Here is a 24236-nt window from a genome sequence, read left to right on the forward strand (position 1 = left end):
CCACCGGCCTCCCGTCCTCGTTCGTCGTGTGCGCGTGACCCTCGGCCACCCGCGGGGGGCGCGGATGCCCCGGCCCGCCCCGGTCGTCGGTGCTCAGCGGTCGCCGGACCCCTTGCGAGTTCCGACGAGATCGTCGTCCTCGGCCAAGTCGATCGGTGTCCCGCTCTCGGCGGTTCCGATGATGTTCCTGACCATGCCGCCGAACACGATGCCATGGAAGGGTGTGATCACCTTCCAGTAGAGGTGCCCGGCCAGACCGCGCGGCTGGAAGATGGCTCGCTGCCAGTAGCGCGACCCCCCGCCGGGTTCCGGCTCGACGCCCAGTTCCAGCCACGCGAGTCCGGGCACCTTCATCTCGGCGCGCAGACGCAGCAGCCGCGGGCGGTCGATGCGCTCGACCCGCCACCAGTCGAGCGCTTCGCCCGCGTGCAGGCGGCGCGGATGCTTGCGCCCGCGGCGCAGCCCCACGCCGCCGGTCAGCCGATCGATCCAGCCGCGGAACGACCAGGCCAGCGGGAACGAATACCAGCCGTTCTCCCCGCCGATCGATTCGATGACCGCCCACAGGGTTTCGGGGCTCGCGGAGGTGCGCCGCTCCCGGACGTCCTCGTAGAGCGATCCGCCGGACCAGTCCGGATCGCTGGGCAGCGGGTCCGAGGGCGCACCGCCGATGCTCGCATCCGACCATCGGGTCGGCACCTGGGCGTTGCGGATCCGGGTGAGCGCGAGTTCGACGGCTTCCTCGAAGCGGGTCGCGCCGCCTTCCGGCTCGGGTATGTAGATGTTGATGTCGCGGTCGCCGCAGACCACCTCGTGCACCAGCGATTCGATGAGCGGGATCGCCAGCGCGCGCGGCACCGGGGTGACCACATTGACCCACTGGGCGGACAGCCACGGCGTGAGCATCGGAACGGGTAGCACCATCCGTCTCGGCAGGCCCGCCACCGTCGCGAACTTCCGCATCATCGACAGATAGGTCAGCACATCGGGTCCGCCGATGTCGAACGCGCGATTGACCTCGGCGGGCAGGTCGGCCGCGTGCACCAGGTAGTACAGGACGTCGCGCACGGCGATGGGCTGGATCCGGTTGTGCACCCAGCGCGGGGTGATCATCGCGGGTAGCCGCTCGGACAGGTAGCGCAGCATTTCGAAGCTGGCCGAACCGGAGCCGATGATGACCGCCGCGCGCAGTTCCGCCGTGGGCACTCCCGATTCCCGGAAGATCTCCCCGACCTCGGCGCGCGAGGCCAGATGCCGCGACAACGGGGTCTGTTGAGGGACGATGCCGCCCAGATAGACGATGCGCCGCACCCCGGCCGCCCGGGCCGCCGCCGCGACGATCCGCGCGGCGCGCTGATCGATATGGGTGAAGTCGCGTTGCGTCAGCGAGTGGACGAGATAGTAGACGACCTCCTGATCGGCCACGGCGGCCCGCACATCGTCCTCGGAGGTGACATCGCCACGCACCACCTCGACTCGGGCCAGCCACGGGACCTCGGCCAGCTTGTCCGGCGTCCGTGCCACCACGCGGACCTGGTGACCGGCCTCGACCAACTCCGGCACCAGGCGTCCGCCGATGTAACCGGTGGCTCCGAAAACTACACACCGCATATTCGTCCCCGTCCTTCTGTCTGCTGGGCACTTGCCGAGAGCTGGTGGGTACCGCCTGCGACGGCTCCGCACCACGGGTACCCATGCGGTCGTGCGCGAACATCGAGGATTCGGCACGGCGCGTGCGGCGCCATTTCGCGTCGATCACGCGTATTATCCGTCAGATTGTCTTTGCGCTGGAGCCGACCGGCCGGAGAGCATTTTTTCGCGGCAGAGAACCGATTCGATTCGCGAGGAGCCACGAGTGAGCTCATTGTTCGGTAGAGACGCACGAAAGATCCGCAGAACCGGCCGGGCGATCGCCGCGCTCGCGGCCGCGCTGGCCTCGGCCACGGCACTGGGCTCCGCGGCGCCCGCCGGTGCGCAATGGCAGCCCCTGGCGCCGGTCCCCAGCCTGGACGTGCAGCGCTACCTGGGGGATTGGAACCAGGTAGCGGCTGTTCCGCAGCCGTTCAACATCGACTGCGCCCGCGATACCACCGCCAATTACCAATTGGTGGACGCGAACAACATTCGTGTCGAGAACGGCTGCACCACCTGGTCCGGTGGCAGGAACGGCATCGTCGGCAATGCCCGGGTCGTCGATCCGGCCACCAATGCGCAGTTGCACGTCAGTTTTCCGGGAGTGCCGTTCCAGGATTCCCCGGACGGCCCGCCGAATTACATCGTCACGTTCCTGGCCGAGGATTACTCGTGGGCGCTCGTCGGCGATCCGGTGCGATTCAGCGGATTCGTGCTGTCCCGCTCGCCGGTCGTCGACGCGGCGCGCTGGCAGGAGATCCGCTCGGTGGTTGCCGAGCGCGGATACAACCCCTGTTTGCTGCTGACCTCGCCCACCCCGGGCGGCGCGACGGACATCCGTCCGCTCTGCCTGATGTAGTCCGCGCCGGGGGGCGCGCGAACGGCGATCGCTGCCGGGGGTGCCGCTGGATCAGGGGTGCGGTTCGGCAGGTTCCGCCGCCATGTCTTCTTCCGGCGAACCGACGCCGTCGAGGCGCGCTTGCAGCCGGTCGCACCGGGCGGTCAGGTCGGCGTTGGCGTCCTCGAGTTCGAGGATGCGCGCGATCGCGGTCAGGTTCATGCCCTGCTGGTTCAGGGTGGTGATGCGGGTGAGTCGGGCCAGGTCCGCGGCGCTGTAGCAGCGGGTCCCGCCCGCGCTGCGGGCCGGCGTGATGAGCCCGCGCGCCTCGTACAGGCGCAGGGTCTGCACCCCGAGTCCGCAGAGTTCGGCGGCCACCGATATCGCATAGACCGGCTTCCCCGCCGCGGGTGTCGTCACAGCGGCGTTGTCGGCGTTGTGATGGGGGTCGGGCATGAGGCACTCCTCGGAAGTCCCTGTGTCGATGCGGATCCATTGTGATGGTCTCGTGTCGAAGAGTCCTTGCGGGATCGCATGTTCCGGTGGTAGAAAAAATCTATGCCGCTTGGCATAGATTAACTGATCCGAAGTACGAAGAGATCGAGCAGGAGGGGTGCCGACCATGCCGATGCGTACCGATCCGTTCCGTGACTCCGGCCGTTCCGCTCCGCAGGTATCCGACGCCGCGGGGTAGCCGAGGATCCCTCGACCGTTCGGCTCGCAGCCCGGCTGCTGCTGCTCGATCCCGACTACGAGCAGTTGGTCGCCGAGGTCGAGGAAGCTCTGCGACCGGTTCGGACGCCGCCGCGGTGCCGGTGCCCGGCCCCGACCTCACCACCGTCCACCGGCACCGCGCGGTTCCCGCCGCCGAAAAGACTGTTCGGCCGCGCGTCGGAGCCGGCGCCGCCGAAACAACGCAGCCCTCCGCCTCCCCGGGGGCCACGGGAAGCGGAGCGAAAGACGAAAGCGAGGTGACGGCCGTATCGAACAGATGAACCACAGCAACACGGGTGGGCCGGGACCGACCGGCCCTACCCGGGCAGATCCTCCGTAGTCAACTCTCTCCTTCCTCTCCGCTGTGGGTCCGGGGCCGGAAACCCCGGGCCCACAGCGCCATTGCCGACATCACCGACCCGTATCGACGAGACTGGATCACCGAGTACCGATGATGACGACGACAACTGCCTCACCGACCGAACCCGCCACCCTCGACCCGCACAGCACGCAGCGGCTGACCTGGCAGCACGGCCACGTCGCCTGGTTCAACGCCGAGAAGGGCTTCGGCTTCGTGGATCCCGACGACGGCGGAGAGTCGGTATTCGTGCGCTACACCGCCATCGCCGCGCCCGGGTACAAAACCCTCGTCGCCGGACAGCCGGTCGTCTTCGCCGTGGCCGACCACACCGGTGACAAACCCGAGGCTCTCCAGGTGCTCACATTCCCCAGCGCCACACCGGTGCCGCCGCCCGCGCCCCAGCCGGAGCGCAGGCCGCCGCGCCTGCAGGCCTGGCTGCGGCGCTGCCATCGTGAGCGAGCGGGCGCCGCATGACGACCTGGCTTCGGCGGTAGACAGCGCCGGCGCCCCGACATCGCTGCCGTCTCGGGCCGCCGGCGCACGCACTGTCCGCTCGTAATTGCTGTCCGATAGCGGATCCGTTCTATCCGCGTTCGGCGACGGCTACGATTGCGCTGTGCCGACAGTGCCGAGCGCGGATGCGGACGGTCGTGGAACTGGTCGAATCGCCCGGGGCGAGTCGCGGCACCGTCGGCCGCCCCGCCACTACGTCTTCGGTGGCCAGGTGGTCGCGCTGTTGTTCGTGTGGCTGTCGCTGACGCCGACGCTGCTGCCGCGCGGTCCGTTCTTCCAGGGAGTGCTGACGGGAGTCTCGGCCGCGATCGGCTACGGCGTCGGCGTCCTGCTGTCCATGTGGGTTCGCGCGCTCGTACGGCGGGAGATCCCGCACCGGACGGAGACGATCATCCGCCGGGTGTTCTGGGTGATCGGCTTCCTCGGGACAGTTGCCGTGCTCGTGTGGTTCCGCAACTGGCAGGCGCAATTGCGCTCGCTGATGGACGCCGCGCCGTTCCCCTGGTGGGGCTATCTGCTCACCGTCCTGGTCGCGGCGGTGTTCTTCGTCGGGCTGGTGGCACTGGTCCGGATGCTCATCCGCGCAACCAGGTGGCTGGAGGGCAAGGTGAGCCGGGTGGTGCCGCGGCGCATCTCGGCGTCGGTCATCAGCGTCGTCGCGATCACGCTGGTGGTGCTGTTCGTCAACGGCGCGGCGGTGCGGGTGATCATGTCCGGGCTCAACGACAGCTTCGCGGCGGTCAATCAGGAGACCAAGGCGGGAGACGAGCCCCCGGTCAGTGCGCTGCGCTCCGGCGGGCCGGGCTCACTGGTGAGCTGGGATTCGCTGGGCAGGCAGGGCCGTGCGTTCGTCTCGCGCGGCCCCTCGGTGGCGGAACTGTCCGCCTTCAACGGGGAACGACCCGCCGTGGAACCGATCCGAGCGTATGCCGGGCTGGCCAGTGGGGGAGACACGATCCGGGAGAACGCCCGGCTGGCCGCTCAGGATCTGCAGCGCGCGGGCGGCTTCGACCGAGCCGTCATCGCGGTCGCCACCACCACCGGTACCGGCTGGATCAACGAAAGTCTCGCCTCGGCACTGGAGTACATGTACAACGGTGACACCGCCATCGTCGGACTCCAGTACTCCTATCTGCCGAGCTGGCTGTCCTTCCTGGTGGACCGGGAACGCGCGCGGCAGGCGGGTGAAGCGCAGTTCGACGCCGTGTACGACATCTGGAAGGGGCTGCCGCCGCAGACTCGCCCGAAGCTTGTCGTGATGGGGGAGAGTCTCGGCTCGTTCGGCGGCGAGAGCGCCTTCGGTGACATCGAGAACGTCGAAACCCGAAGCGACGGTGTACTTTTCACCGGACCGCCGAACGCGAACGAGATCTGGACCGAGGTCACCACCAATCGGGATCCGGGCTCGCCGGAATGGCTGCCGATCTACGAGCGCGGCGAGCTGGTGCGTTTCGGAGCGCGGGCCCCGCACGACCTGCCGCGTCCCGACGCGCCGTGGGGTCAGCCACGGATGGTCTATCTCCAACATGCCTCCGACCCCATCGTCTGGTGGTCGCCCGAACTGATCCTGAACGAGCCGGACTGGCTGCGCGAAGACCGGGGATACGACGTTCTCGACAGCACCCGCTGGTACCCGTTCGTGACGTTCTTGCAGGTCGCCGCCGATATGGCGGTGTCGACCGGCGTGCCCGACGGGCACGGGCACACCTATGTCACCGACATCGCGGACGCGTGGAGCGCCATTCTTCCGCCCGAAGGCTGGACCCCTGCCGACAAGGACCGGCTGCGCGTCGTACTCGCCGGAATCGGCGGAGACGGCTGACGAGCGCGGGCCGCCGCCGAGGTACGTCGAGCAGGCGAGGCGTGATCATGTTGCCGTATCGGAGCTGTTCACTTTTCCCGCTGGGGCGGCGCACACTGGGAGGGCAGCCTTTCGGATCGTGACGCGGTAGCCGGTCAGGTCGTCGATGCCCGAAGGAGTTCCCGTGAACGCATATCCGCCGATCGCCGAGCACGGCATCGTCGGCGACCTGCAGACCGCGGCCCTGGTGTCCTCCGCGGGCACCATCGACTGGTGGTGCGCACCCAGATTCGACTCGCCGAGCATCTTCGCCTCGCTGCTCGACAGCGAACGCGGTGGCAACTGCCGGGTGAGCGCCGATCCGCCGGGGGAGCGGGTAACGATCCGTCAGCTGTACCTGTCCGATACCGCGGTGCTGGTCACCCGGTTCATGGCAGCGGAAGGCGTGGGTGAAGTCGTCGATTTCATGGATCCGATCCGGACGCCGTCGCCCACGGATCGGCATCGGCTGGTACGGATCGTCCGCGTGGTGCGCGGCAGCCTGCCGTTCACGCTGAGCTGCCGGCCGCGATTCGACTACGCGCGTGCCACGCACGCCCTCACCGTGCGTGATCCGGCCTGGGCGAGCTTCGAAGGGCCGGGTATCGACCTGCATCTGCAGGTGTCCGGTCCGCTGCAGCTGCGCTCCGAGGGCAGCGACATCTCGGCACGGTTCACACTGTCCGAAGGGCAGGTGGCGGTGATCGTGCTGACCACCATGGACCACGACGGGACCCCGCCCGCGGCACCGGAACCCGCGGCCGTGCTCGCGGAGTTCGAGGCCTGCCGAGAGTTCTGGCTGTCGTGGTTGCGCTCGTCCACCTACCAGGGCCGGTGGCGGGAAATGGTCAACCGGTCGGCGATCACCTTGAAACTGCTCACCTACGCCCCGACCGGCGCGCCGATCGCCGCGGCCACCATGGGTCTGCCCGAACAGGTGGGCGGCGAACGCAACTGGGACTACCGCTACACCTGGGTTCGCGACGGCTCGCTGTCCGTGCGGGCACTGATCGACCTCGGCTTCAGCGAGGAGGCGTACGCGTTCCGGCACTGGCTGCGCGACCGTCTCGACGCCGGTGACACCGCCTCCGGCGAGCCGCTGCAGATCATGTACCGCATCGACGGCGAGCCGCGCCTCGACGAGGAGGTGCTGACCCACCTGGAAGGTTATCGGCGCTCGAGCCCGGTCCGCGTGGGCAACGCGGCCGCCGACCAGATCCAGCTCGACATCTACGGCGAGCTGGCCGATGCGCTGGCCCAGACCGCCGACATCGGCGGAATCTCCGGGTGGATGTCCTTCGCGCAGCTGCTCGACTGGCTCGTCGAGAACTGGGATCGCCCCGACGAGGGCATCTGGGAAACTCGCGGCGGGCGGCAGGACTTCACCTACAGCCGGTTGATGACCTGGGTCGCGTTCGATCGCGGCGTCAAGCTCGCGACCCGGCATTCCAGGCCCGCCGACATCACCCGATGGACGCGGGCGCGCGACCAGGTGTTCGCTCAGATCGTCGAACGTGGCTGGAGTGCGAAACGCCAGGCCTTCGTCCAGCACTTCGCCACCGAGGTGCTCGACGCGTCGCTGCTGCTGATGCCGCGGATGGGCTTCCTGACGCCGAATGATCCGTTGTGGCTGAGCACCCTCGACGCGATGGACGAGGAACTGGTCAGCGACAGCCTGGTCTACCGATACGACCCGGAGGCCTCGCCGGACGGGCTGCGCGGCTCGGAGGGCACCTTCAATCTCTGCAGCTTCCTGTATGTGGAGGCGCTGGCCCGGGCGGGACGGGTGACCCACGCCCGCTACGCCTTCGACAAGATGCTCACCTACGCCAACCATGTCGGTCTGTTCGCCGAGGAGATCGGGCCCTCGGGGGAACAATTGGGCAACTTCCCGCAGGCCTTCACGCACCTGGCCCTGGTGGCCGCGGCGATGGCGCTGGACGAACAACTCGACCGCGCCGAAGCCCGCTCGGAGCATCCCCACTAGGCGGCGCGGATGGCGGAGACGACCGAGATCACCCGTCCCCGCGGGGTGCTGCTCCCGCTGGCCTCGGCGCAGTTCATCTGTTCCTTCGCCGGCTCGAGCATGAATGTGATGATCTCCGACATCAGTGCCGATCTGGACACCACCGTGAAGGGCGTGCAGGTCGCGATCACTCTGTTCCTGTTGGTGATGGCCGCGCTGATGATTCCGTGCGGCAAGCTCACCGATCGATACGGCCGCAAGCGGTGCTTCATCCTCGGTCTAGCTCTCTACGGCGTCGGCGCCTTGATGAGCGGACTCGCGCCGAACCTGGGCTGGTTGATCCTGGGCAATTCGATTCTCGAAGGTGTGGGCACCGCCCTGCTCATCCCGCCGGTCTATATCCTCACCACTCTGCTGTTCACCGAAATGACTTCTCGCGCCAAGGCTTTCGGCGCCATCATGGCCATGGGCGGCATCGGCGCGGCCGCCGGTCCGCTGATCGGTGGCCTGATCACCTCGGCGCTGAGCTGGCGGGCGGCCTTCGGGTTCCAGGCTCTGGTCATCGTCGCGATCATCCTGCTGAGCCGCCGCGTCCTCGACCCGCTGCCGCCGCATCCGGAACGGTCCTTCGACCTCCGCGGCGCAGTGCTGTCCGCGCTCGGTCTCGTCATGCTGGTCACCGGCATCCTCGCCGCCGACGACAACTTCGTTCTGATGGTGGTGTTGCTGACGCTCGGGGCGGTGGTGTTGACGCTGTTCTTCCTCTCCATCCGCGCGACCGAACGTTCCGGGGGAGAACCGCTGCTGCCGACGCGTCTCTTCCGTAACCGCACCTCCAACCTCGGCCTGATCACCCAGAACGTCCAGTGGCTGCTGCTGATGGGCACCTCCTTCGTGGTCGCGGCCTATCTGCAGGTCGTGCGCGGCTACAACGCGATCGAGACCGGGATCATCTTCACCGCGGCCACGGCGGGCCTGCTCATCACCTCCTTGTCGGCCGAGCGGTTCGCCCGGCGTCGCGCCCCGCGCACGCTCATCATGGCGGGCTTCGTGGTGGCCATCGCAGGAGTCGGTCTGTTGCTGGCCATCGCGGGCAGGTCCGCCGATCCGTGGGCGTCCGCACCGGGGTTGTTCCTGATCGGCACCGGCCTCGGCGTGATGCTGACCCCGTCGGTGACGATGGTGCAGTCCAGCTTCGGTGAGGAACTACAGGGTGAGATCTCCGGTCTGTCCCGCAGCGTGTCGAATCTCGGGTCCTCGCTGGGCACCGCGCTCGCGGGCACCATCCTCGTCGCCAACCTGACCGGTCACGCCTACGCGGCGGCCATGATCACGCTCGCCGCGCTCGGGCTCGGCGGGCTCGTCGCGGCGGCTATGCTGCCCCGGACGAGCCCCGCGGCCGCGAGGACGAATCCCTGAATCGGCTCAGGCCCGGTCCGGCTGCCAGGTCGTCACCGCCCAGATCACCACCACGTCCAAGGCGATGACCGCGATCGACCACCACGGGTAGTAGGGCAGCCACAGGAAGTTCCCCAGCACCGACAGCGCTGCGAGGACGACCGCCACCACCCGCGCCCACAAGGCTCCGCCCATCAGGGCGAGCGCCGTGACGACGATCAGGACGCCGAGCACGAGGTGGATCCAGCCCCATGTCGTCGTATTGAACTGGTAGATGTAATTCGGACCGGCTATGAGGATCTCGTCCTTCGCGATGGCGGAGATCCCCTGGAAGATCGACAGAAAGCCGGCGGCCATCAACAGCACCGCGGCGCCGATGGATGTCCCGGCCGCGACGGCCTGCTGGACTCGGCGGTCATCTGTTGTCGACATGGTGTGACGCCTTTCTCTCGAAGGTTCGGTTGAGGCGCGATCAGCCCTGCGGCTGCCAGGTGGCCACGGCCCAGACCACCACGATGCTGAGTGCGATGACCAGCAGTGACCATGCCGGGTAGTAGGGCAGGGAGAGGAAGTTCGCGATCATGACCAGCGCGGCGATGACGATGGCGGCGTAGCGGCCCCATCTGGTGCCGAACAGCAGGCCCGCGCCGCAGACCAGGCCGATGACGCCGAGGATCACGTGGATCCAGCCCCAGGTGGTCGTGTCGAAGGCATAGATGTAGTCGACGCCGGCGACATAGATCTCGTCACCGGAGATGGCCACCGTGCCCTCCAGGATCGACAACGCGCCCAGAACCATCAGCATGATCGCCGCGACGAGCGAGATTCCGGTGGCTATGCCCTGCTTCTGCATAGGCTCGGCGGGCGGGGCCTCTCGGGTTTCCGGTCGGTAGGTCATGGGAGTGCCTCCTTGTTCGACGCCGGGGGAGAAGCTTCAGAGTTGCTGCGGATCCCAGGTCGCGACAGCCCAGCTCACCACCACGCTCAACACGACGACCGCGATCGACCACGCCGGACAGTGCGGCAGCGCCAGGAAATTCGCCACGATGACCACCGCCGCGATTCCCTGCAGAACCGTCACCGCGGCCAGTGTGAAGAGCATCGTCGCCGCCGCCGGCGAGATTCCGGCCGCGACATTCTCACGTCGTATCAGTTCTCGCACAGGCGCGGGCCCGGACGACGATGCAGGAGCCATGACGAGCCTCTCGTCGGCGGCATTTTCGTCGAATCTACGCTCGAGGCGTCCATTCTGTGTACACAAAATACCGTCGTTCCGGTATCACCCGGAACGGGTGAGGACGCCTCGGCGCAGTAGTGCCGACACTGGATATTCGCGTGATCGATCGCGCCGCGTTTCGAATGCGCGAGCGAATACCGCGTCGGGAGAGGACGAGCATGCGCCGTGACCCCCAGTGCGGATGGACCCGCCGGTACTCGGCGCGCTGAAGATGCTGTCGATCCCCGTTGTCGTTACGGTGTGTCCGGTGGAGATCGGGTTTCTGCAGGAACTGCTCATGACCGCCCCGTCGGCCCCGGGACAGTGTCCGGCCTGCCTCGGCCGGTGGGTGACCATCCCCATCGCGCACTGAACGCCGCGACCATGTTCCGGTTGCCTGTTCTGCGGAAACTGCCCGGCGTGGCCACCGCCGCCGGCTATCGCGGGGAGTGGCTGCGCGACGACATCACGGCCGGTCTGGTGCTGACAGCCCTGCTGATTCCGGCGGGTATGGGCTACGCCGAGGCGGCCGGGCTGCCCGCCTACGCCGGTCTCTACGCCACCATCGTGCCGCTGCTCGCCTACGCGCTCTGCGGACCGTCGAAAATCCTTGTCCTCGGACCGGATTCGTCGCTCGCCCCGCTCATCGCCGCCGCGGTGCTGCCGCTGGCGGTGGCAGGGGATCCGGAGAGCGCGCTGGCGCTGGCGGGTGTGCTCGCAGTCCTGGTCGGCATGATCCTGCTCGTCGGCGGGTTCCTGAATCTCGGGTTCGTCACCGAATTGCTGTCCAAGCCGATCCGCCTGGGATATCTGAACGCCATCGCGCTGATCGTGATCGTCGGGCAAGTGCCCAAACTCCTCGGCTTCTCCGTCGACGCGCCCGGCGTGTTGCGGGAGATCGCCGAGATCGGGCGCTCGGTGGTCTCCGATGGCATCGACCCGGTCGCGGCGGCGGTCGGCATCGGATCACTGGCTGTCATCGTGGCGTTTCGGGTATGGCTGCCCACGGTGCCCGGCGTGCTGCTGGCCGTCGCCGGGGCGATCGCGGTGTCGGCGGCTGCCGGGCTGCCCGACGACATCGGCATGGTCGGCGCGCTGCCCAGCGGGCTGCCGCTGCCGTCGCTGGGCGGGGTCGAGTGGTCGGATGTCGGGCGTCTGGTGGGACCGGCGGCCGGTATCGCCCTGATCGCGTTCGCCGACTCCGGTGTGCTCTCCCGGACTTTCGCCGCCCGGCACGGCGAGAACGTGAACGGCAGTACCGAGATGAAGGCGATCGGCGTCGCCAATGTGGCAGGCGGGCTGTTCGGCGGTTTCCCCGTCTCGGCGAGCGGGTCCCGCACCCCGGTGGCCGAGCAGAGCGGGGCGCACACGCAATTGGCCGGTGTCGTGGGAGCGGTGGCCGTCCTGCTGTTCGTGCTGCTCGCGCCGGGAGTGACAGCCTATTTGCCCGACGCGACGCTGGCCGCCGTCGTCATCGTGGCCGCCACCGCGCTGGTCGATGTGCGCGGCACCATCCGGCTGTGGCGGATGAGCACGGTGGAGTTCGGGCTCGCGGTGGCGGCGTTCCTCGGCGTCGCGCTCGTCGGTGTGCTGCAGGGCATCCTGGTCGCGGTCGGGCTGTCCTTCGTCGCTGTGGTCGCCCGCGCCTGGCAACCTCACCGCGCCGAACTCGTCCGGACGGCCGACCGGCCCGGCTTCCACGACATCGAACGCCATCCCGACGGTCAGCGCATCCCCGGTGTGGTGCTGGTGCGCTTCGACGCACCGCTGTTCTTCGCCAACGGCGAGATCTTCGGCTCTTTTGTCCGTTCGGTGGTCGAGAAGGCGCCCACCCGGACCGAATGGGTGATCGTCGCGGCCGAGCCGATCACCGGCCTGGACACCACCGCCGTGGACGAACTCGTCGACCTGGACCGCTACCTCGAAGGTGCGGGCATCCAGTTGGTGTTCGCGGAGATGAAGGGCCCGATCAAGGACCGACTCATCCGATTCGGGGTCGGTGACCGGTTCGACGCGTCCCACTTCTTCCCCACCGTCGAAGCCGCGGTCGAGGCCTTCGAACGCCGTGACCACCCCACGAGCGAGTGAGCGAGCACCGAACCGACGATCGGAGATGAGCAGCCATGACCACCGATGACTACGACCGAGCAGCGTCCGCGACTCGGATGTGGTCGGCGCGTCTGGCCTTCGCGCTCACTGCCGCGGCCGCCCTGACTCCGATACTGGGGGCGGGCCTGCGGGGCGCGCTGGGGCTGGTCGGCGTGGGCGCCTGCGCGGTGGTGCTGGTGGTCGCGGCGCTGTACCGGGCGCTGATCACGCGGGGCGCGCTGCGGTGGCTGTCGCTGTGCGTGGCGATCGTCGCGCCGGTGCTAGCTGTCGCGCTGTTCGTTCGCGCGCAGCTGCTGTGGGTGGTGCTGTTGACATCGGTCCTCGTGCCGGCGGCCGTGGCCTGCGCCCGGGTGGCGCTGCGTCCCGATCCGAAGGAAGCCGGGATGCCCGAGTACCCGGCCCCACCGCCGCGTCGGCCCTTCCTGATCATGAATCCGCACTCCGGCGGCGGGAAGGTCGGCAAGTTCGATCTGCGGCGACGGGCCGAAGCGCTGGGCGCCGAAGTCGTTCTGCTCGAAGGGCCGGGCACGGTCGATGTGGAGGCGGTCGCGCGTGCGGCCGCCGCGCGCGGGGCCGATCTGCTGGGCGTCGCGGGCGGTGACGGGACCCAGGCGCTGGTGGCCGGGGTGGCGGCCGAGCACGGCCTGCCGTTCCTGGTGATCAGCGCGGGTACTCGCAACCACTTCGCGATGGACCTCGGTCTGGACCGCGCGGACCCCGCCGCGTCGCTGGCCGCGCTCACCGACGGCGTCGAACTGCGGATCGACCTGGCCCGCATCAACGGCAGGCCCTTCGTCAACAACGCGTCTTTCGGCATCTACGCCGAGATCGTGAAAGACCCCGCCTACCGCGACGACAAGACCGCCACGGTGCTCGAGCAGCTGCCGGATCTGCTGACCGGGCACCGCGGGGCACGGCTGAGCGCGGACATCGACGGGTCGCGCATCGTCGCGCCGCAGGCGATCCTGGTGAGCAACAACCCCTATGGCACCAGCGATCTCGCGGGCCTGAGCCGCCGGGACCGGCTGGACCGCGGCGTGCTCGGCATCGTGACCGTGTCGGTGACCGGCACCGCGGCCGCCGTCGGCCTGCTGCACCGCACCCGGACCCGCGGCCTCACCCAGCGCACCGCGACCGCGGTGACCATCGACGCCGACCACAGTCGCATCCCGGTCGGGGTCGACGGTGAATCGCTGCTGCTCGACACCCCGGTACGGTGCGTCATCGAACCCGGCGCACTGCGCGTGCGGCTGCCCAGGAACAGACCTGCCCGACGCGCCTCCGCCCCGGCCGTCGACTGGGTCCGGCTGCGGCGCTTGGCATTCGGCTGATTCACGCGACAAATGGATCCGCGCGCTCTCCGACTCGAATCCGGATCCGGTCGGCACACCCTGGTCTTTCAGCTGGGCCGACGACCGGTCGGGAATTCGTTCAACGGCTGGTCGACAGGGCCTGACGGGTCGATATCGAATCCGTGCACCACAATTTCCCCGACATGGAAAACGATCGTCCCTGGCAGGTCACCGCTGGGCCGGATAAATCGGCGCGTGGTTCGGACGGATATTCGCGGAAGCGAGCGGCGCCGGCGGTGTTAATCTGATCGAAGTGCGCCAGAAGCTCGGCGCAGGACGCTCGACATCTGTTCGCAAACCCGACAATTCACTTCGCTTCCGGCACATCACGAAAAATACACATTCGCGGTGTGCGACTGGAACGAATAGCGCGATGAGGGATAGGACCGAATGGATTCCGACAGCCCCGGAAACGGAACAGATGGCGGGCTGAATACCGCGGAGCGTGCCGAGCTGGACCGCCTGCGCGCCGAAGTGGCGGCGCTACGGGCCGCAGCTGGCGGTGCGCCACCGCCACCGCCGCCCCGGCTGTCGCGGCAGCGGTGGCGGTGGGCGGCGGTGGCGCTGTTGTCGGTGCTGGTCGCGGTGCTGGCGATCACCTCGGTGCTGTCGCGGTATATCCGCTCCGAGATCCTCGACACCGATCGCTATGTCGCCACCGTCGCGCCGCTGGCCACGAATCCGGCGCTGCAGAGCGAAATCTCGACCCGGATCACCGACGCGATCTTCGAGCGTGTCGATGTGGAGGGGCTGACGGCGGACGCCTTGGCCGCGGTGGCCGAGTCGGTGCCCGCGGCGCAGAACCGGCCGCGGATCGATCGCGCGATAGAAGGTCTGGCCCCGGTGATCGACCGGCAGGCGCGCGACTTCGTCGACGACACCGTGCGCTCCTTCGTGCACAGCGATCAGTTCCAGGATCTGTGGGTGCAGGCCAATCGCACCGCCCACGCCGCACTGGTGCGGGTGGCGACCGGACAGGCCGGACCCGAGTCCGTCGATATCGACGAGAGCGGGACGGTGACCCTGTCGCTCGGCCCGATGATCGAGGAGGTCGGAGCGCGACTGGTCGATCGCGGTTTCACCTTCGCCGAGAAGATCCCCGCGGTCGACAGGCAATTCGTCTTGTTCCGGTCGCCGGAACTGGTTCGCGCCCAACGCGCGGTCGACAACCTCGACAAAGCCGCCGGCGTGCTGCCCTGGCTGACGATCGCCGCCGCGGTGGCGGCGATCGTCGTGGCGCCCGGCGGCCGTCGCCGTCGCGCCCTCGCCTTCGCCGGACTCGCCATCGCCGTGGGCATGCTCGTCCTGGCATCGGCGCTGCTCATCACGCGGGCGGTGTATCTGGACCGGATTCCACCCGACGTCCTGTCGCCGGGAGCGGCGGATGCGATCATCACCACCATGTCGACGCCGCTGCGGACCTCGCTGCGCGCGGTGGCGGTGCTCGGCGGCGTGATCGCCCTCGCCGCCTATCTCACCGGCGCCTCCGCCTCGGCCGCGATGCTGCGTCGCGAATTCGGGCGCGGGATGGATGCCGTCTCGGGCCTCCGGCGCTCCCGGCCGCCGGGCGCGTGGCAGGTCCGGCTCCACCGGTTCCGGAACGTGCTGCGCTGGTCGATCGTCGCCGTGGCCGCCGCGCTGCTCGTGTTCTGGTCCTATCCGACCGGCATGGTGGTCGTCTGGACCGTGCTCGGCGCGCTGCTGGCGCTGCTCGCGCTGGAAGTGCTCATTCGTCCCGCCCGCACCGAACAGGACCCCGCGCCGGCCGGTGTGGGCGCGCCGTAGCGGAGCACACGCATACTGGACGACATGTCCTCGACCGGCCTCGGCGAAGCGGTGCTCGACCTCAGGGTGACGACGGGATGGGCGATCGCCGTCTTCGTCGTCGTCACATCGACGGGTCTTCTCGTCCTGGCTGCGCGCCGTCACCGGCGTTGGCTGCGCGTCGGGCTGGCGACGGCGGTAGCGGGTGCCGTTGCGACGGTCGCGCTCGCCGCCGTGATCATCGAGAAGGTCTGGCAGCCCTTTCCCGACAGCCTGCCTGCGGTGGTCTATGTCTGGTCGGGTGCGGGTGTTCTCGCCCTGACGCTGCTTGCCGGACGGTGGTCGGTCCGCGGCCGTGATCGGCTGCGGCCGTTCGTGGCCGTCGGGCTCGCGGGAGTCGCGCTGGCGGTGGTGATCTGCGCCGCCGGAGGAATCAACGCGGTGTACGACGAGTACCCGACGATGGGCGCCGCACTCGGACACGACGATTACCGCATCGTGCCCTTCGATGCCGCACTGGCGCCCAAGGCGGCACCGGAGGAGCGGGTCCCACTCTCGGAGTGGGCGCCGCCGAAGGATCTGCCGCGAACCGGCGCCGTGACGCAGACCTCGATCCCGGCCACCGTCTCGGGCTTCTCCGCCCGCGCGGCCCGGATATACCTGCCACCGGCGTATTTCGCGGACCCGCGTCCCGACCTCCCGGTGCTCGTGCTCCTGGCCGGTCAGCCCGGCAGCACCGAGGACTGGCTCGTCGGCGGCAGGCTCACCCAGACCATGGACGCGTACGCGGCCGACCATCGAGGGCTGACGCCGATCGTCGTACTCGCCGACGGCACCGGCGGATGGATGGACGACCCGCTGTGCGTCGACTCCCCCCTCGGAAACGCCGCCACCTATCTCGGCGTCGACGTGCCGAACTGGATACGCGCCAACCTGCAGGTCGACCCGGATCCGCGGGCATGGGCGGTGGGCGGTCTGTCCTACGGCGGCACGTGCGCTCTGCAACTGGCGACCACCCGCCCGGAGGTGTATCCCACCTTCATCGACATGTCCGGGCAGGCCGAACCGGTCCACGAGGACCGGCCGTCGACCATCCGGGGGGTCTTCGGCGGCGACGCCGAGGCGTTCGCCCGCAACAACCCCGCCGATCTGCTGGCCCGCCATCGCTATCCCGGCTCGGCAGGCGCCTTCGTGGTCGGGACCGACGACGCCGAATCGCACCGTGCGACCCGGCAACTCGTGACCGCCGCGCGCGCTGCCGGGGTGGACGTGCATCTCACCGAACTGCCCGGCGGGCACACCTTCGAGGTGTGGTCCGCCGGCTTGGAGAAGGAAATCCCGTGGCTGGGTCGTCGCCTCGGTATCGACGCCTCGTGACGATGCCGGGAGCGTCGAGCGCAACCGCCGTATCACAAGGCGGACTCCACGCGGTGGCGGTGACGTCGCGCACACAAGAGCCGCGCGCATACTGGCCGGGTGAGCGATCGCCATGGCGTTCCGTCTTTTCACATCGACCGGGTTCACCAGGCCGAACAGGAGCAGATCGTGCGGCTCCTCGACGATCAGGCCGCGCTGCCCGGCGTGGTGCGCCTACGTCGATGGGTCCGTGACGCACTGGCCGTGCAACCGGGGGAGACGGCCGTGGATCTCGGCTCCGGCACCGGCACCGAGGTCGTGGAGTTGGCCGGGCTGGTCGGCGACTCCGGGCGGGCGATCGGCATCGATCCGAACCCGTCCATCCTGGCGCTGGCCAGGGATCGCGCGGCCGGGACGCGCGCCGCATTCGTCGGGGGATCGGCCTACGCGCTGCCGTTGCCCGCCGCGACTGTCGACGTCCTGCGGTGCGAACGGGTGTATCAGCATCTCGACGAGCCGGCGCGGGCCACCGCCGAGATCGCCCGGGTGCTGCGGCCGGGCGGCCGGGTGGCGTTGATCGACAGCGACTGGCCGACGGCGATCCTCCATCCGGGGGATCCGCAGGTCATCGGTGCGCTGCGCGATCGGATGGACGCGGAGATCCCGAATCCTCGTTCCGGCCGGCGGCTTCGCGGCCTGCTGGTCGAGGCGGGCTTCGCGATCGACGAGATCGGCTCCGAGGCCGTCGTCTGGGATCCGGCGACCGTGCTGCCGATGTGCCGGGGCATCGTGGCAGGCGGCGTCTCGCAAGGGGGTGTCACCGCCGATCAGCGTGATCGACTGATCGCCGATATCGAAGCCGGGATCGCGGCGGGCGACTACCACTTCTCGGTGACGATGTTCGCCGTGCTCGCTCACAAACCCTGACCCGTGGTGTCGGTACGGACGAGCCGGACAACGCCTCGTGCGGTTCATCCGCCGCTGTCGGCTCCCTCGATCCGGTCGCTCTCCCGTCGGGCCGACGGTCCGATCGCGGCCTTGATGCGCCGTACGGTGTCGTCGAGTCGCTGTTGATGGGCGCCCGCCCAGTAGATCCGCGCACAGCCCGTACAACGCCGGAAGGTGTCGTGATAGCGACGAGTCAAGGGCGGAAGCCGGTCGAGGACGTCCGCCTTGGCCACGTCCAGCAGAGGGTGACCGCACCGCAGGCATCGGGTGAACGGGGCGATGCGGTCGGCGAGATCGAGCCGGTCGATCACTTCCACCACCTGTTCGACCGGCTGATCGGCCCGCACGAAGACGCCGTGGGTGACGATCCGGCGCGCGAGCAGCCCACGGTCGCGGGTGAGCAGGATGCGATGGTCGCGAGTGGCGATCTCGGCCAGCTCGGAGTCGTCGGCGGCGAATTCGCAGCGGACGTCGAGGCCCATCAGCCGCAGCAATCGCGCCGCGCCGCCGAGATTCACATCGACCAGCAGGCGTGGTTCCCGCAGCGGCCGCGGTCGCACTCTCGTCGTCGCGGAGATATCCAGACGTTCGAACATCGGGTAGACGGCCAGCCGGTCACCCGCGCGCGGGCGGTGCCCGAAGCCGACGGATTCGCCGTTCACGAGCAGCAGGTCGATCTCGGTGTGCGGGATGCCGACCGCTTCGACGACGTCCTTGACCGTCTGGTGCGGCCGGACCGGCCTCGTCAGCACCCCATAGCGGCCTCGCGCGGGCAGGAAATCGTTGAGCTCGGCGTAGACGCGCATCTCGACGGTGCCCACATCGTGCGGGACGGACCCATCGTCGGGGCTCACGCGGTCAGTCGCTCCTTCTGGACGGTGGCATGGGTCGTGCAGCGCCGGCGCGCCGTCGACCCGGTGGGGCCGACGCCGGGCCCGAAGGCGGAGATGCGATGGATGCCGTCGGCGATCTCGCCTGTGTTCGTCTGCATGTCCGGATTCCGTGGGTGTGCCGACCCCCGGCTCGAAACCGGGCGGTGATCGGAGCCTACTCCCGGCGCGGCCGCGCGAACAGCTCGGCGAGGTCGGTGGACTGCCCGGCACATCTCGTGCGGCAGGTCACGGAAATGCCGTCTACCAGCGATTTCGCCCGCTCCCGTGACGAGCGCCATGCGATGGCATGACATACGCATCAGGTGGTATTGCGATACAAAGACGGCGGTCGGAACAGGCGGCTAAGGATGCAGAATCTGAACTTCGACAGCAACGATCTGGAGGCGACCGAGCAGTTCCTCATCAGTGCCTACAGCCCGATGCGTATCGGCAACGACAGCTCACGGGAGTCGAGCGCTCGTATCCGCCGCGATACGCTCGGCTCGGTGAGCGTGGACGTGCTCGATCTGGGCTTCGACATGCGGTACAGCACCGAGCCACTGCACAAAGTGTGTCTGTGCACGGTGCGATCCGGCGTCATCGAAGAGTCCGATCGTCGATCCGGCGACGAGGTGTTCGTCCCCGGGGACGTGGGCCTGCTGACGCCGCCCGACGTGAACTTCTCCGGTGTCGTCCGCGCTGCGAGCTACACCCTCACCATGTTCGACACGGCCCTGCTCGAACGTGTCGCCTCGGCCGCGGGCCGCCCGGCACCGCTGCGATTCGAGGGGCATCGTCCGATCAGCCTCGCCGCGGGCCGCCGCTTGGCGCACGTGATCGACCACCTGCGAGGTCTTGCCGCCGACCCGCTCACCGCGAGCAGTGAACTGGCGGCCGCGGCCGCGGCGGACTATCTCGCTGTCACGGTGCTGGAAACGATGCCGACGACAGCGCTGCTGGAGCCGACTGCCACCGACCGCAACGACGCGCACTCGGACACGGTGCGCCGGGCCGTCGCCTATATCGAGACGCATCTGCGCGACGACATCTCCGTGGCCGACATCGCGGCCGCCGCGTACGTCACACCCAGGGCGCTGCAACTCGCCTTCCGGCGTCATCTCGACACCACCCCGCTGGGATACCTGCGCAGGTTGCGCCTGGCGGCTGCCCACGAGAAACTGGCCGCCGCCGATCGGGGAGACGGCACCACCGTCACCGCGGTCGCCTCGGAGTGGGGCTTCACCCATCCCGGCCGGTTCGCCATCGCCTATCGCGACCTCTACGGACAGGCGCCGCTAGCGACGCTGCGCAGCTGACCCGGCTGATCCCGCCGCAAGCCCGCGGTCACCCGATTTCCTGCCGAAGTCTTCGTTTTCTGTCCTGCGCGCGCCCGATCAGGTCCCTGAGCGGACTGACCCGCGACCGTTGTTGCTGCAAGGCTGGACCCGGTGGTCGCGGACCGCATGCCGGGCCGGCCCGGTGATACAGGCGCTGGAGGCGTGATGACAGGAGAGATGGCAATCGGAGAAAGATCGGCGAACAACTCTCGACGACCCATCGATTCCCACCGCGGGATCGAGGCGATATCGACGGCACTGGCGCAGAAGCCACCGGACAGCGCCGAGGCGCGGGCACTACGCGAGCAACTCATTCGCCGATGCCTGCCGCTGGGCGAACACATCGCCCGCCGCTACAGCGGTCACGGCGACACCTACGACGATCTGTTCCAGGCGGCGAGCCTCGCGATAGCGCTGGCGGTGGACAGCTTCGACCCCCTGCGGGACAAGCCGTTCGTCGCCTTCCTGGTCCCCGAGATCCTCGGTGCCGTGCGTCGGCGCTCTCGTGACCAGACGTATGCGATGAAGGTCGTGCGCCGCCTCCAGGAGATTCGAGCGAAGATCACGCCGACGGTGGACGCGATGACCCACCGGCTGGCCCGCGTCCCCACCGCGGCGGAGGTGGCCGGGGAACTGGACGCCGACGTGCAGGAGGTGACGCACGCCCTGCTGGCGAACAGCGGCTACCGCTCCCGTGCGGCCACCACGCGTCCGGAGATCGTCACCATCGCGGACAGGACGACGAGCGGCACCCTCGATGAGGCCGAGGACCCGGGATACGAACTCGTCATGCAGGAAGTGGTCGCCTCCCGGGTACTGGCCACGCTCTCGGAGACCGAACGCTGGGTGGTGTATCTGCGATTCTTCCGCCGCCGGCCGCCGGCCCGGATCGCCGCACAGTTGGGCGTCTCACCGATACAGGTGTCGTGGATACTCTCGCGCGCGCTCGCCACCATCCGCGAGTCCACGCCGCGACCGTAGGCGCCGGTCCGGCCGGTGCGTTACTTCAGCATGCTGCCCGCGTCGACGGGCAGGGGGACGCCGGTGACGTAGCGGGCTTCGTCCGAGGCCAGGAAGAGCACGGCGTTGCTGATGTCGGAAGGCTCGACCCACCCGACCGGCAGTGTGTGCATCAACTGGGCGACCGGGGCGAAGTCCGCCGGGCCCGGGTTCTCGAGGTCGGGCCGGAAGAGTTTCATGGTGCCCTCGTTCATGAACAGCGGAGTATTCACATTGGTGGGGTGCACCGAGTTGACCCGGATGGAGTGCGCGCCGAGTTCGACGGCGAAGGCGCGCATGAGGCCGACGACGCCGTGCTTCGCGGCGACGTAGTGGCCGGTGTGCGGGTAGGCCTTGAGGCCGCCGACGGAAGAGGTGAGCACGATCGAGCCGCCGCGTCCACCTGAGATCAGGTGCGGCACTCCGGCTTTCACCGACTTCCAGACACCACCGAGATTGGTGTCGATCATCGTCTGCCAGTCGTCCTCGCTGGTCTCGGCCAGCGTCGCGCCACCGTTGCCGATGCCGGCGTTCGCCACGATGATGTCGAGCCTGCCCAGCTGCTCGACGCCGCTGTCGACAGCGGCGCGCACGGCGTCGTAGTCGCGGACATCGGCCTGAGTGGCCACGATCCGGCGACCGAGACCTTTCACCAGGTCCGCGGTCTCGGCCAGATCATCGGGTGTGGCGTGCGGGATGTCCGGGCTGCCGCCCGCGGGCCCGCAGATGTCGATGGCGATGATGTCGGCCCCCTCCTGCGCCAAGCGCACCGCGTGACTGCGGCCCTGCCCGCGCGCCGCGCCCGTGATGAAGGCGACCTTGCCCTCGACCCGCCCTGTCATGAGACCACCCCGTCCCGCTGTGCCGACAGCCCAATGCTGATCGGACGATCAAATCACTGTGGCATCAGCGGTCGGGGGTGTCAACGGTCGCGTGGGGGGCCGCACCCTGGTCCCCGCGCCCGGCGCTCGGTGCGGCGTTGTCGGTGGGCGGTGCGGTCGGCATCCGATACTGCTCGAGGAAACGCTCCACGAAGGCGCGCAGTTCCTCGTGCCCCTGGGTCATGCCGACGGCGCCCTCGTTGCAGATGATCCGTGCCGCGCCGGTGAGCAGGATCGACATCACCACCGGCGGGAAGGCGTCGGTATCGACGCCGTGCGCGCGCAATACGAGCGTGACGGCCGCGGTCTCGATGTCGCGCACCCGCTCGGCATAGGCCCGCAGTTCCGAACCGATGGCCTTCCGGTGATTCGCCAGCGCCATGAATTCGGTGTTGAGCTGGGTGAATCGGTTCTCGCTGTTGATCACCCAGAGTGCGCGCAGCGGGTCCTGCTCGGCGAGAGCCCGGCGCATGCGCCCGAGGGCGAGTTCCGCCCCGGTGCGCATCACGGCCAGGTACAGGTCGTCCATCGTCGGGAAGTAGTAGTAGACCAGCGCCGATCTGACCCCGGCGCGCTCGGCGACCCGCCGCGAGGTCGCGGCGGCATAACCCTCCTCGCGGATGATCGCCGCGGTCGCCGCCATCAGCCTGCCGCGGGTGTCGCCCTCGGCGGTCTTGCGCGGGCCGCGCCCGGCCATCAGCGCGGCCCGCGTTCGGCGCTGTGAACCCTTGACCGCCCGACTTGCCTCGTGCTACCCATGGGGCACTCTAACATTTGATCGGTCGATAAAATTTGCGATCGGTCCCCGGAGGAAGGCGGGTGGGCCCCGGTGACGGATCCCGCGACAGTCGACTATTTCTCCGACCCGGACATCGCGCAGTACCCCTACGACTACCTCGACGAGCTGCGCAGCTGGAACCCGGTGTTCCGGGAACCGCACCAGGGCGTCGTCGCGGTCACCGGCCACCAGGAAGCCGTCGAGGTATTCCGCGACAGCGAGTCCTTCTCGGCCTGCGTCTCGATCGGCGGGCCGTTCCCGCCGCTGCCGTTCGTGCCGGAGGGTGAGGACATCAGCGCGCAGATCGAGGCCCATCGCGACCGGTTCCCGATCTTCGAGCACATGGTCACCATGGACCCGCCCGAACACACGCGCGCCCGCGCGCTGCTGAGCCGCCTGCTGACCCCGAAGCGCCTGAAGGACAACGAGGAATGCATCTGGCGGCTGGCCGACGAGCAGTTCGACATCGCGTGCGCGCAGGGCAAGTGCGAATTCCTGGCCGACTACGCCAAGCCGTTCGCGACCCTCGCCATCGCCGACCTGCTCGGCGTCCCCGAGCGCGATCACGACGAATTCCTGTTCACGCTGACCGGCAGCACCCGGCCGGGCAGCCGGGTCGGCGCGCTCGATCACGAACCGGTCGGCAGTAATCCGCTGCAATGGCTCGACGACAAGTTCGCCGGATATCTCTCCGAGCGCAGACGCGAGCCGCGCCCGGACGTCCTCGGGGCACTGGCCACCACGCCGTATCCCGACGGCACGATTCCCGAGCTCATCGAGGTCGTCCGGCCCGCCACCTTCCTGTTCGCGGCAGGCCAGGAGACAGTCACCAAACTGCTGAGCTCGGCGGTCCAGGTGCTCGCCGATCATCCGGAACTGCAACGACGGCTGCGCGCGGATCGCAGCCTGATCGGTGCGTTCATCGAGGAATCGCTGCGCTACGAAAGCCCGACCAAGGTCGACTTCCGGCTCGCCCGCCGCACCACCACGGTCGGCGGCGTGCACATCCCCGCGGGCACGGTCGTCATGATCTGCATCGGCGCCGCCAACCGCGACCCGCGCACATTCGAAGCGCCGCACGAGTTCCGGCTCGATCGGCGCAATGCCCGCGAGCACCTGGCCTTCGGCCGCGGCGTGCACACCTGCGCGGGCGCGCCGCTCGCGCGGGTGGAGGGCCGGATCACCCTCGAGCGCATCCTCGACCGCTGCACCGCCATCGCTGTGGACGAGACGGCGCACGGGCCGCGCGCGGCACGCAGGTACGAGTACGAGCCGACGTTCCTGCTGCGCGGTCTGCGCGAGCTGCACATCACCCTCGAACCGGCGGATCGAGCAGCGAGCCGCTGAATCCGACAGCGACCA

General features: G+C 68.9%; 22 protein-coding genes. 13 read left to right on the forward strand and 9 right to left on the reverse strand.

Annotation, left to right across the window (positions count from 1 at the left end; genetic code table 11):
- Window positions 1-93 precede the first annotated feature (93 nt).
- Window positions 94-1611, reverse strand: a complete 1518-nt coding sequence (locus ON26_RS11285) for an SDR family oxidoreductase (RefSeq protein ID WP_083884008.1) — start codon at window positions 1609-1611, stop codon at window positions 94-96.
- Between the two features lie 277 nt (window positions 1612-1888).
- On the opposite strand from ON26_RS11285, the gene ON26_RS11290 reads away from it, so the two are divergent.
- The gene (locus ON26_RS11290; RefSeq protein WP_040796063.1) at window positions 1889-2491 is read left to right on the forward strand and encodes a lipocalin family protein; all 603 of its coding nucleotides are present in this window, start codon (window positions 1889-1891) and stop codon (window positions 2489-2491) included.
- A 51-nt stretch (window positions 2492-2542) separates the two neighbouring features.
- Here the strand turns inward: ON26_RS11290 and ON26_RS11295 are convergent, their stop codons facing one another.
- Window positions 2543-2926 carry a MerR family transcriptional regulator gene (locus tag ON26_RS11295; RefSeq protein ID WP_051026944.1) on the reverse strand — a complete coding sequence of 128 codons (384 nt, stop codon included), beginning with the start codon at window positions 2924-2926 and terminating at the stop codon, window positions 2543-2545.
- Between the two features lie 712 nt (window positions 2927-3638).
- Between ON26_RS11295 and ON26_RS35190 the strand changes: the two genes are divergently transcribed.
- From ON26_RS35190 to ON26_RS11315, 4 genes are all read left to right on the forward strand, one after another.
- Window positions 3639-4019: a cold shock domain-containing protein gene (locus tag ON26_RS35190; protein ID WP_083884012.1), complete on the forward strand. Its 381-nt coding sequence runs from the start codon at window positions 3639-3641 to the stop codon at window positions 4017-4019.
- 151 nt (window positions 4020-4170) lie between these two features.
- Window positions 4171-5880, forward strand: coding sequence for an alpha/beta hydrolase (locus ON26_RS11305; RefSeq protein WP_373280935.1), 1710 nt, complete (start codon window positions 4171-4173; stop codon window positions 5878-5880).
- Window positions 5881-6043: 163 nt separating this feature from the next.
- The gene (locus ON26_RS11310) at window positions 6044-7885 is read left to right on the forward strand and encodes a glycoside hydrolase family 15 protein (RefSeq protein ID WP_040796014.1); all 1842 of its coding nucleotides are present in this window, start codon (window positions 6044-6046) and stop codon (window positions 7883-7885) included.
- A 9-nt stretch (window positions 7886-7894) separates the two neighbouring features.
- Window positions 7895-9283 carry an MFS transporter gene (locus ON26_RS11315; RefSeq protein WP_040796015.1) on the forward strand — a complete coding sequence of 463 codons (1389 nt, stop codon included), beginning with the start codon at window positions 7895-7897 and terminating at the stop codon, window positions 9281-9283.
- 6 nt (window positions 9284-9289) lie between these two features.
- Here the strand turns inward: ON26_RS11315 and ON26_RS11320 are convergent, their stop codons facing one another.
- From ON26_RS11320 to ON26_RS33300, 3 genes are read right to left on the reverse strand one after another with little or no spacing between them, the layout of a single operon-like run.
- On the reverse strand, window positions 9290-9694 hold the full coding sequence (locus ON26_RS11320; protein WP_040796016.1) for a DUF7144 family membrane protein: 405 nt from the start codon (window positions 9692-9694) through the stop codon (window positions 9290-9292).
- A gap of 40 nt (window positions 9695-9734) precedes the next feature.
- Window positions 9735-10160: a DUF7144 family membrane protein gene (locus ON26_RS11325; RefSeq protein ID WP_040796017.1), complete on the reverse strand. Its 426-nt coding sequence runs from the start codon at window positions 10158-10160 to the stop codon at window positions 9735-9737.
- Between the two features lie 36 nt (window positions 10161-10196).
- A complete protein-coding gene (locus ON26_RS33300) occupies window positions 10197-10343 on the reverse strand; it encodes a DUF7144 family membrane protein (RefSeq protein ID WP_157171859.1) in 147 nt (48 codons plus the stop codon).
- 528 nt (window positions 10344-10871) lie between these two features.
- On the opposite strand from ON26_RS33300, the gene ON26_RS11335 reads away from it, so the two are divergent.
- From ON26_RS11335 to ON26_RS11355, 5 genes are all read left to right on the forward strand, one after another.
- Entirely contained in the window at window positions 10872-12566 is a 1695-nt protein-coding gene (locus ON26_RS11335) for a SulP family inorganic anion transporter (protein WP_281032388.1), read from the forward strand.
- Between the two features lie 35 nt (window positions 12567-12601).
- Entirely contained in the window at window positions 12602-13918 is a 1317-nt protein-coding gene (locus tag ON26_RS11340) for a diacylglycerol/lipid kinase family protein (RefSeq protein ID WP_040796018.1), read from the forward strand.
- A 411-nt stretch (window positions 13919-14329) separates the two neighbouring features.
- Complete coding sequence (locus ON26_RS11345; protein WP_040796019.1) at window positions 14330-15724, forward strand: hypothetical protein; 1395 nt, start codon at window positions 14330-14332, stop codon at window positions 15722-15724.
- 24 nt (window positions 15725-15748) lie between these two features.
- Window positions 15749-17080 carry an alpha/beta hydrolase gene (locus tag ON26_RS11350; protein ID WP_040796020.1) on the forward strand — a complete coding sequence of 444 codons (1332 nt, stop codon included), beginning with the start codon at window positions 15749-15751 and terminating at the stop codon, window positions 17078-17080.
- Between the two features lie 99 nt (window positions 17081-17179).
- Window positions 17180-17986, forward strand: a complete 807-nt coding sequence (locus ON26_RS11355; protein WP_040796021.1) for a methyltransferase domain-containing protein — start codon at window positions 17180-17182, stop codon at window positions 17984-17986.
- Window positions 17987-18030: 44 nt separating this feature from the next.
- Here ON26_RS11355 and ON26_RS11360 read toward each other — a convergent pair whose 3' ends face one another.
- Window positions 18031-18813: a Mut7-C RNAse domain-containing protein gene (locus ON26_RS11360; protein ID WP_051026955.1), complete on the reverse strand. Its 783-nt coding sequence runs from the start codon at window positions 18811-18813 to the stop codon at window positions 18031-18033.
- Between the two features lie 44 nt (window positions 18814-18857).
- Window positions 18858-18998, reverse strand: a complete 141-nt coding sequence (locus ON26_RS34040; protein WP_174375394.1) for a hypothetical protein — start codon at window positions 18996-18998, stop codon at window positions 18858-18860.
- A gap of 249 nt (window positions 18999-19247) precedes the next feature.
- On the opposite strand from ON26_RS34040, the gene ON26_RS11365 reads away from it, so the two are divergent.
- Together ON26_RS11365 and ON26_RS11370 are read left to right on the forward strand one after the other, a co-directional pair.
- Window positions 19248-20195 carry a helix-turn-helix transcriptional regulator gene (locus ON26_RS11365; RefSeq protein ID WP_040796022.1) on the forward strand — a complete coding sequence of 316 codons (948 nt, stop codon included), beginning with the start codon at window positions 19248-19250 and terminating at the stop codon, window positions 20193-20195.
- A 198-nt stretch (window positions 20196-20393) separates the two neighbouring features.
- A complete protein-coding gene (locus tag ON26_RS11370) occupies window positions 20394-21197 on the forward strand; it encodes a sigma-70 family RNA polymerase sigma factor (protein WP_157171860.1) in 804 nt (267 codons plus the stop codon).
- A 20-nt stretch (window positions 21198-21217) separates the two neighbouring features.
- Here the strand turns inward: ON26_RS11370 and ON26_RS11375 are convergent, their stop codons facing one another.
- Both ON26_RS11375 and ON26_RS11380 read right to left on the reverse strand, forming a co-directional pair.
- Window positions 21218-22057, reverse strand: coding sequence for a mycofactocin-coupled SDR family oxidoreductase (locus ON26_RS11375; protein WP_040796024.1), 840 nt, complete (start codon window positions 22055-22057; stop codon window positions 21218-21220).
- A 64-nt stretch (window positions 22058-22121) separates the two neighbouring features.
- Entirely contained in the window at window positions 22122-22793 is a 672-nt protein-coding gene (locus ON26_RS11380; RefSeq protein WP_083884011.1) for a TetR/AcrR family transcriptional regulator, read from the reverse strand.
- A 132-nt stretch (window positions 22794-22925) separates the two neighbouring features.
- On the opposite strand from ON26_RS11380, the gene ON26_RS11385 reads away from it, so the two are divergent.
- Window positions 22926-24221 (forward strand): cytochrome P450, encoded by a 1296-nt coding sequence (locus tag ON26_RS11385; protein ID WP_040796025.1) that lies wholly within the window; start codon window positions 22926-22928, stop codon window positions 24219-24221.
- Window positions 24222-24236 lie beyond the last annotated feature (15 nt).

Source organism: Nocardia higoensis NBRC 100133 (assembly GCF_000308595.1).
In the GTDB taxonomy this organism is placed as follows: Bacteria; Actinomycetota; Actinomycetes; order Mycobacteriales; family Mycobacteriaceae; genus Nocardia; species Nocardia higoensis.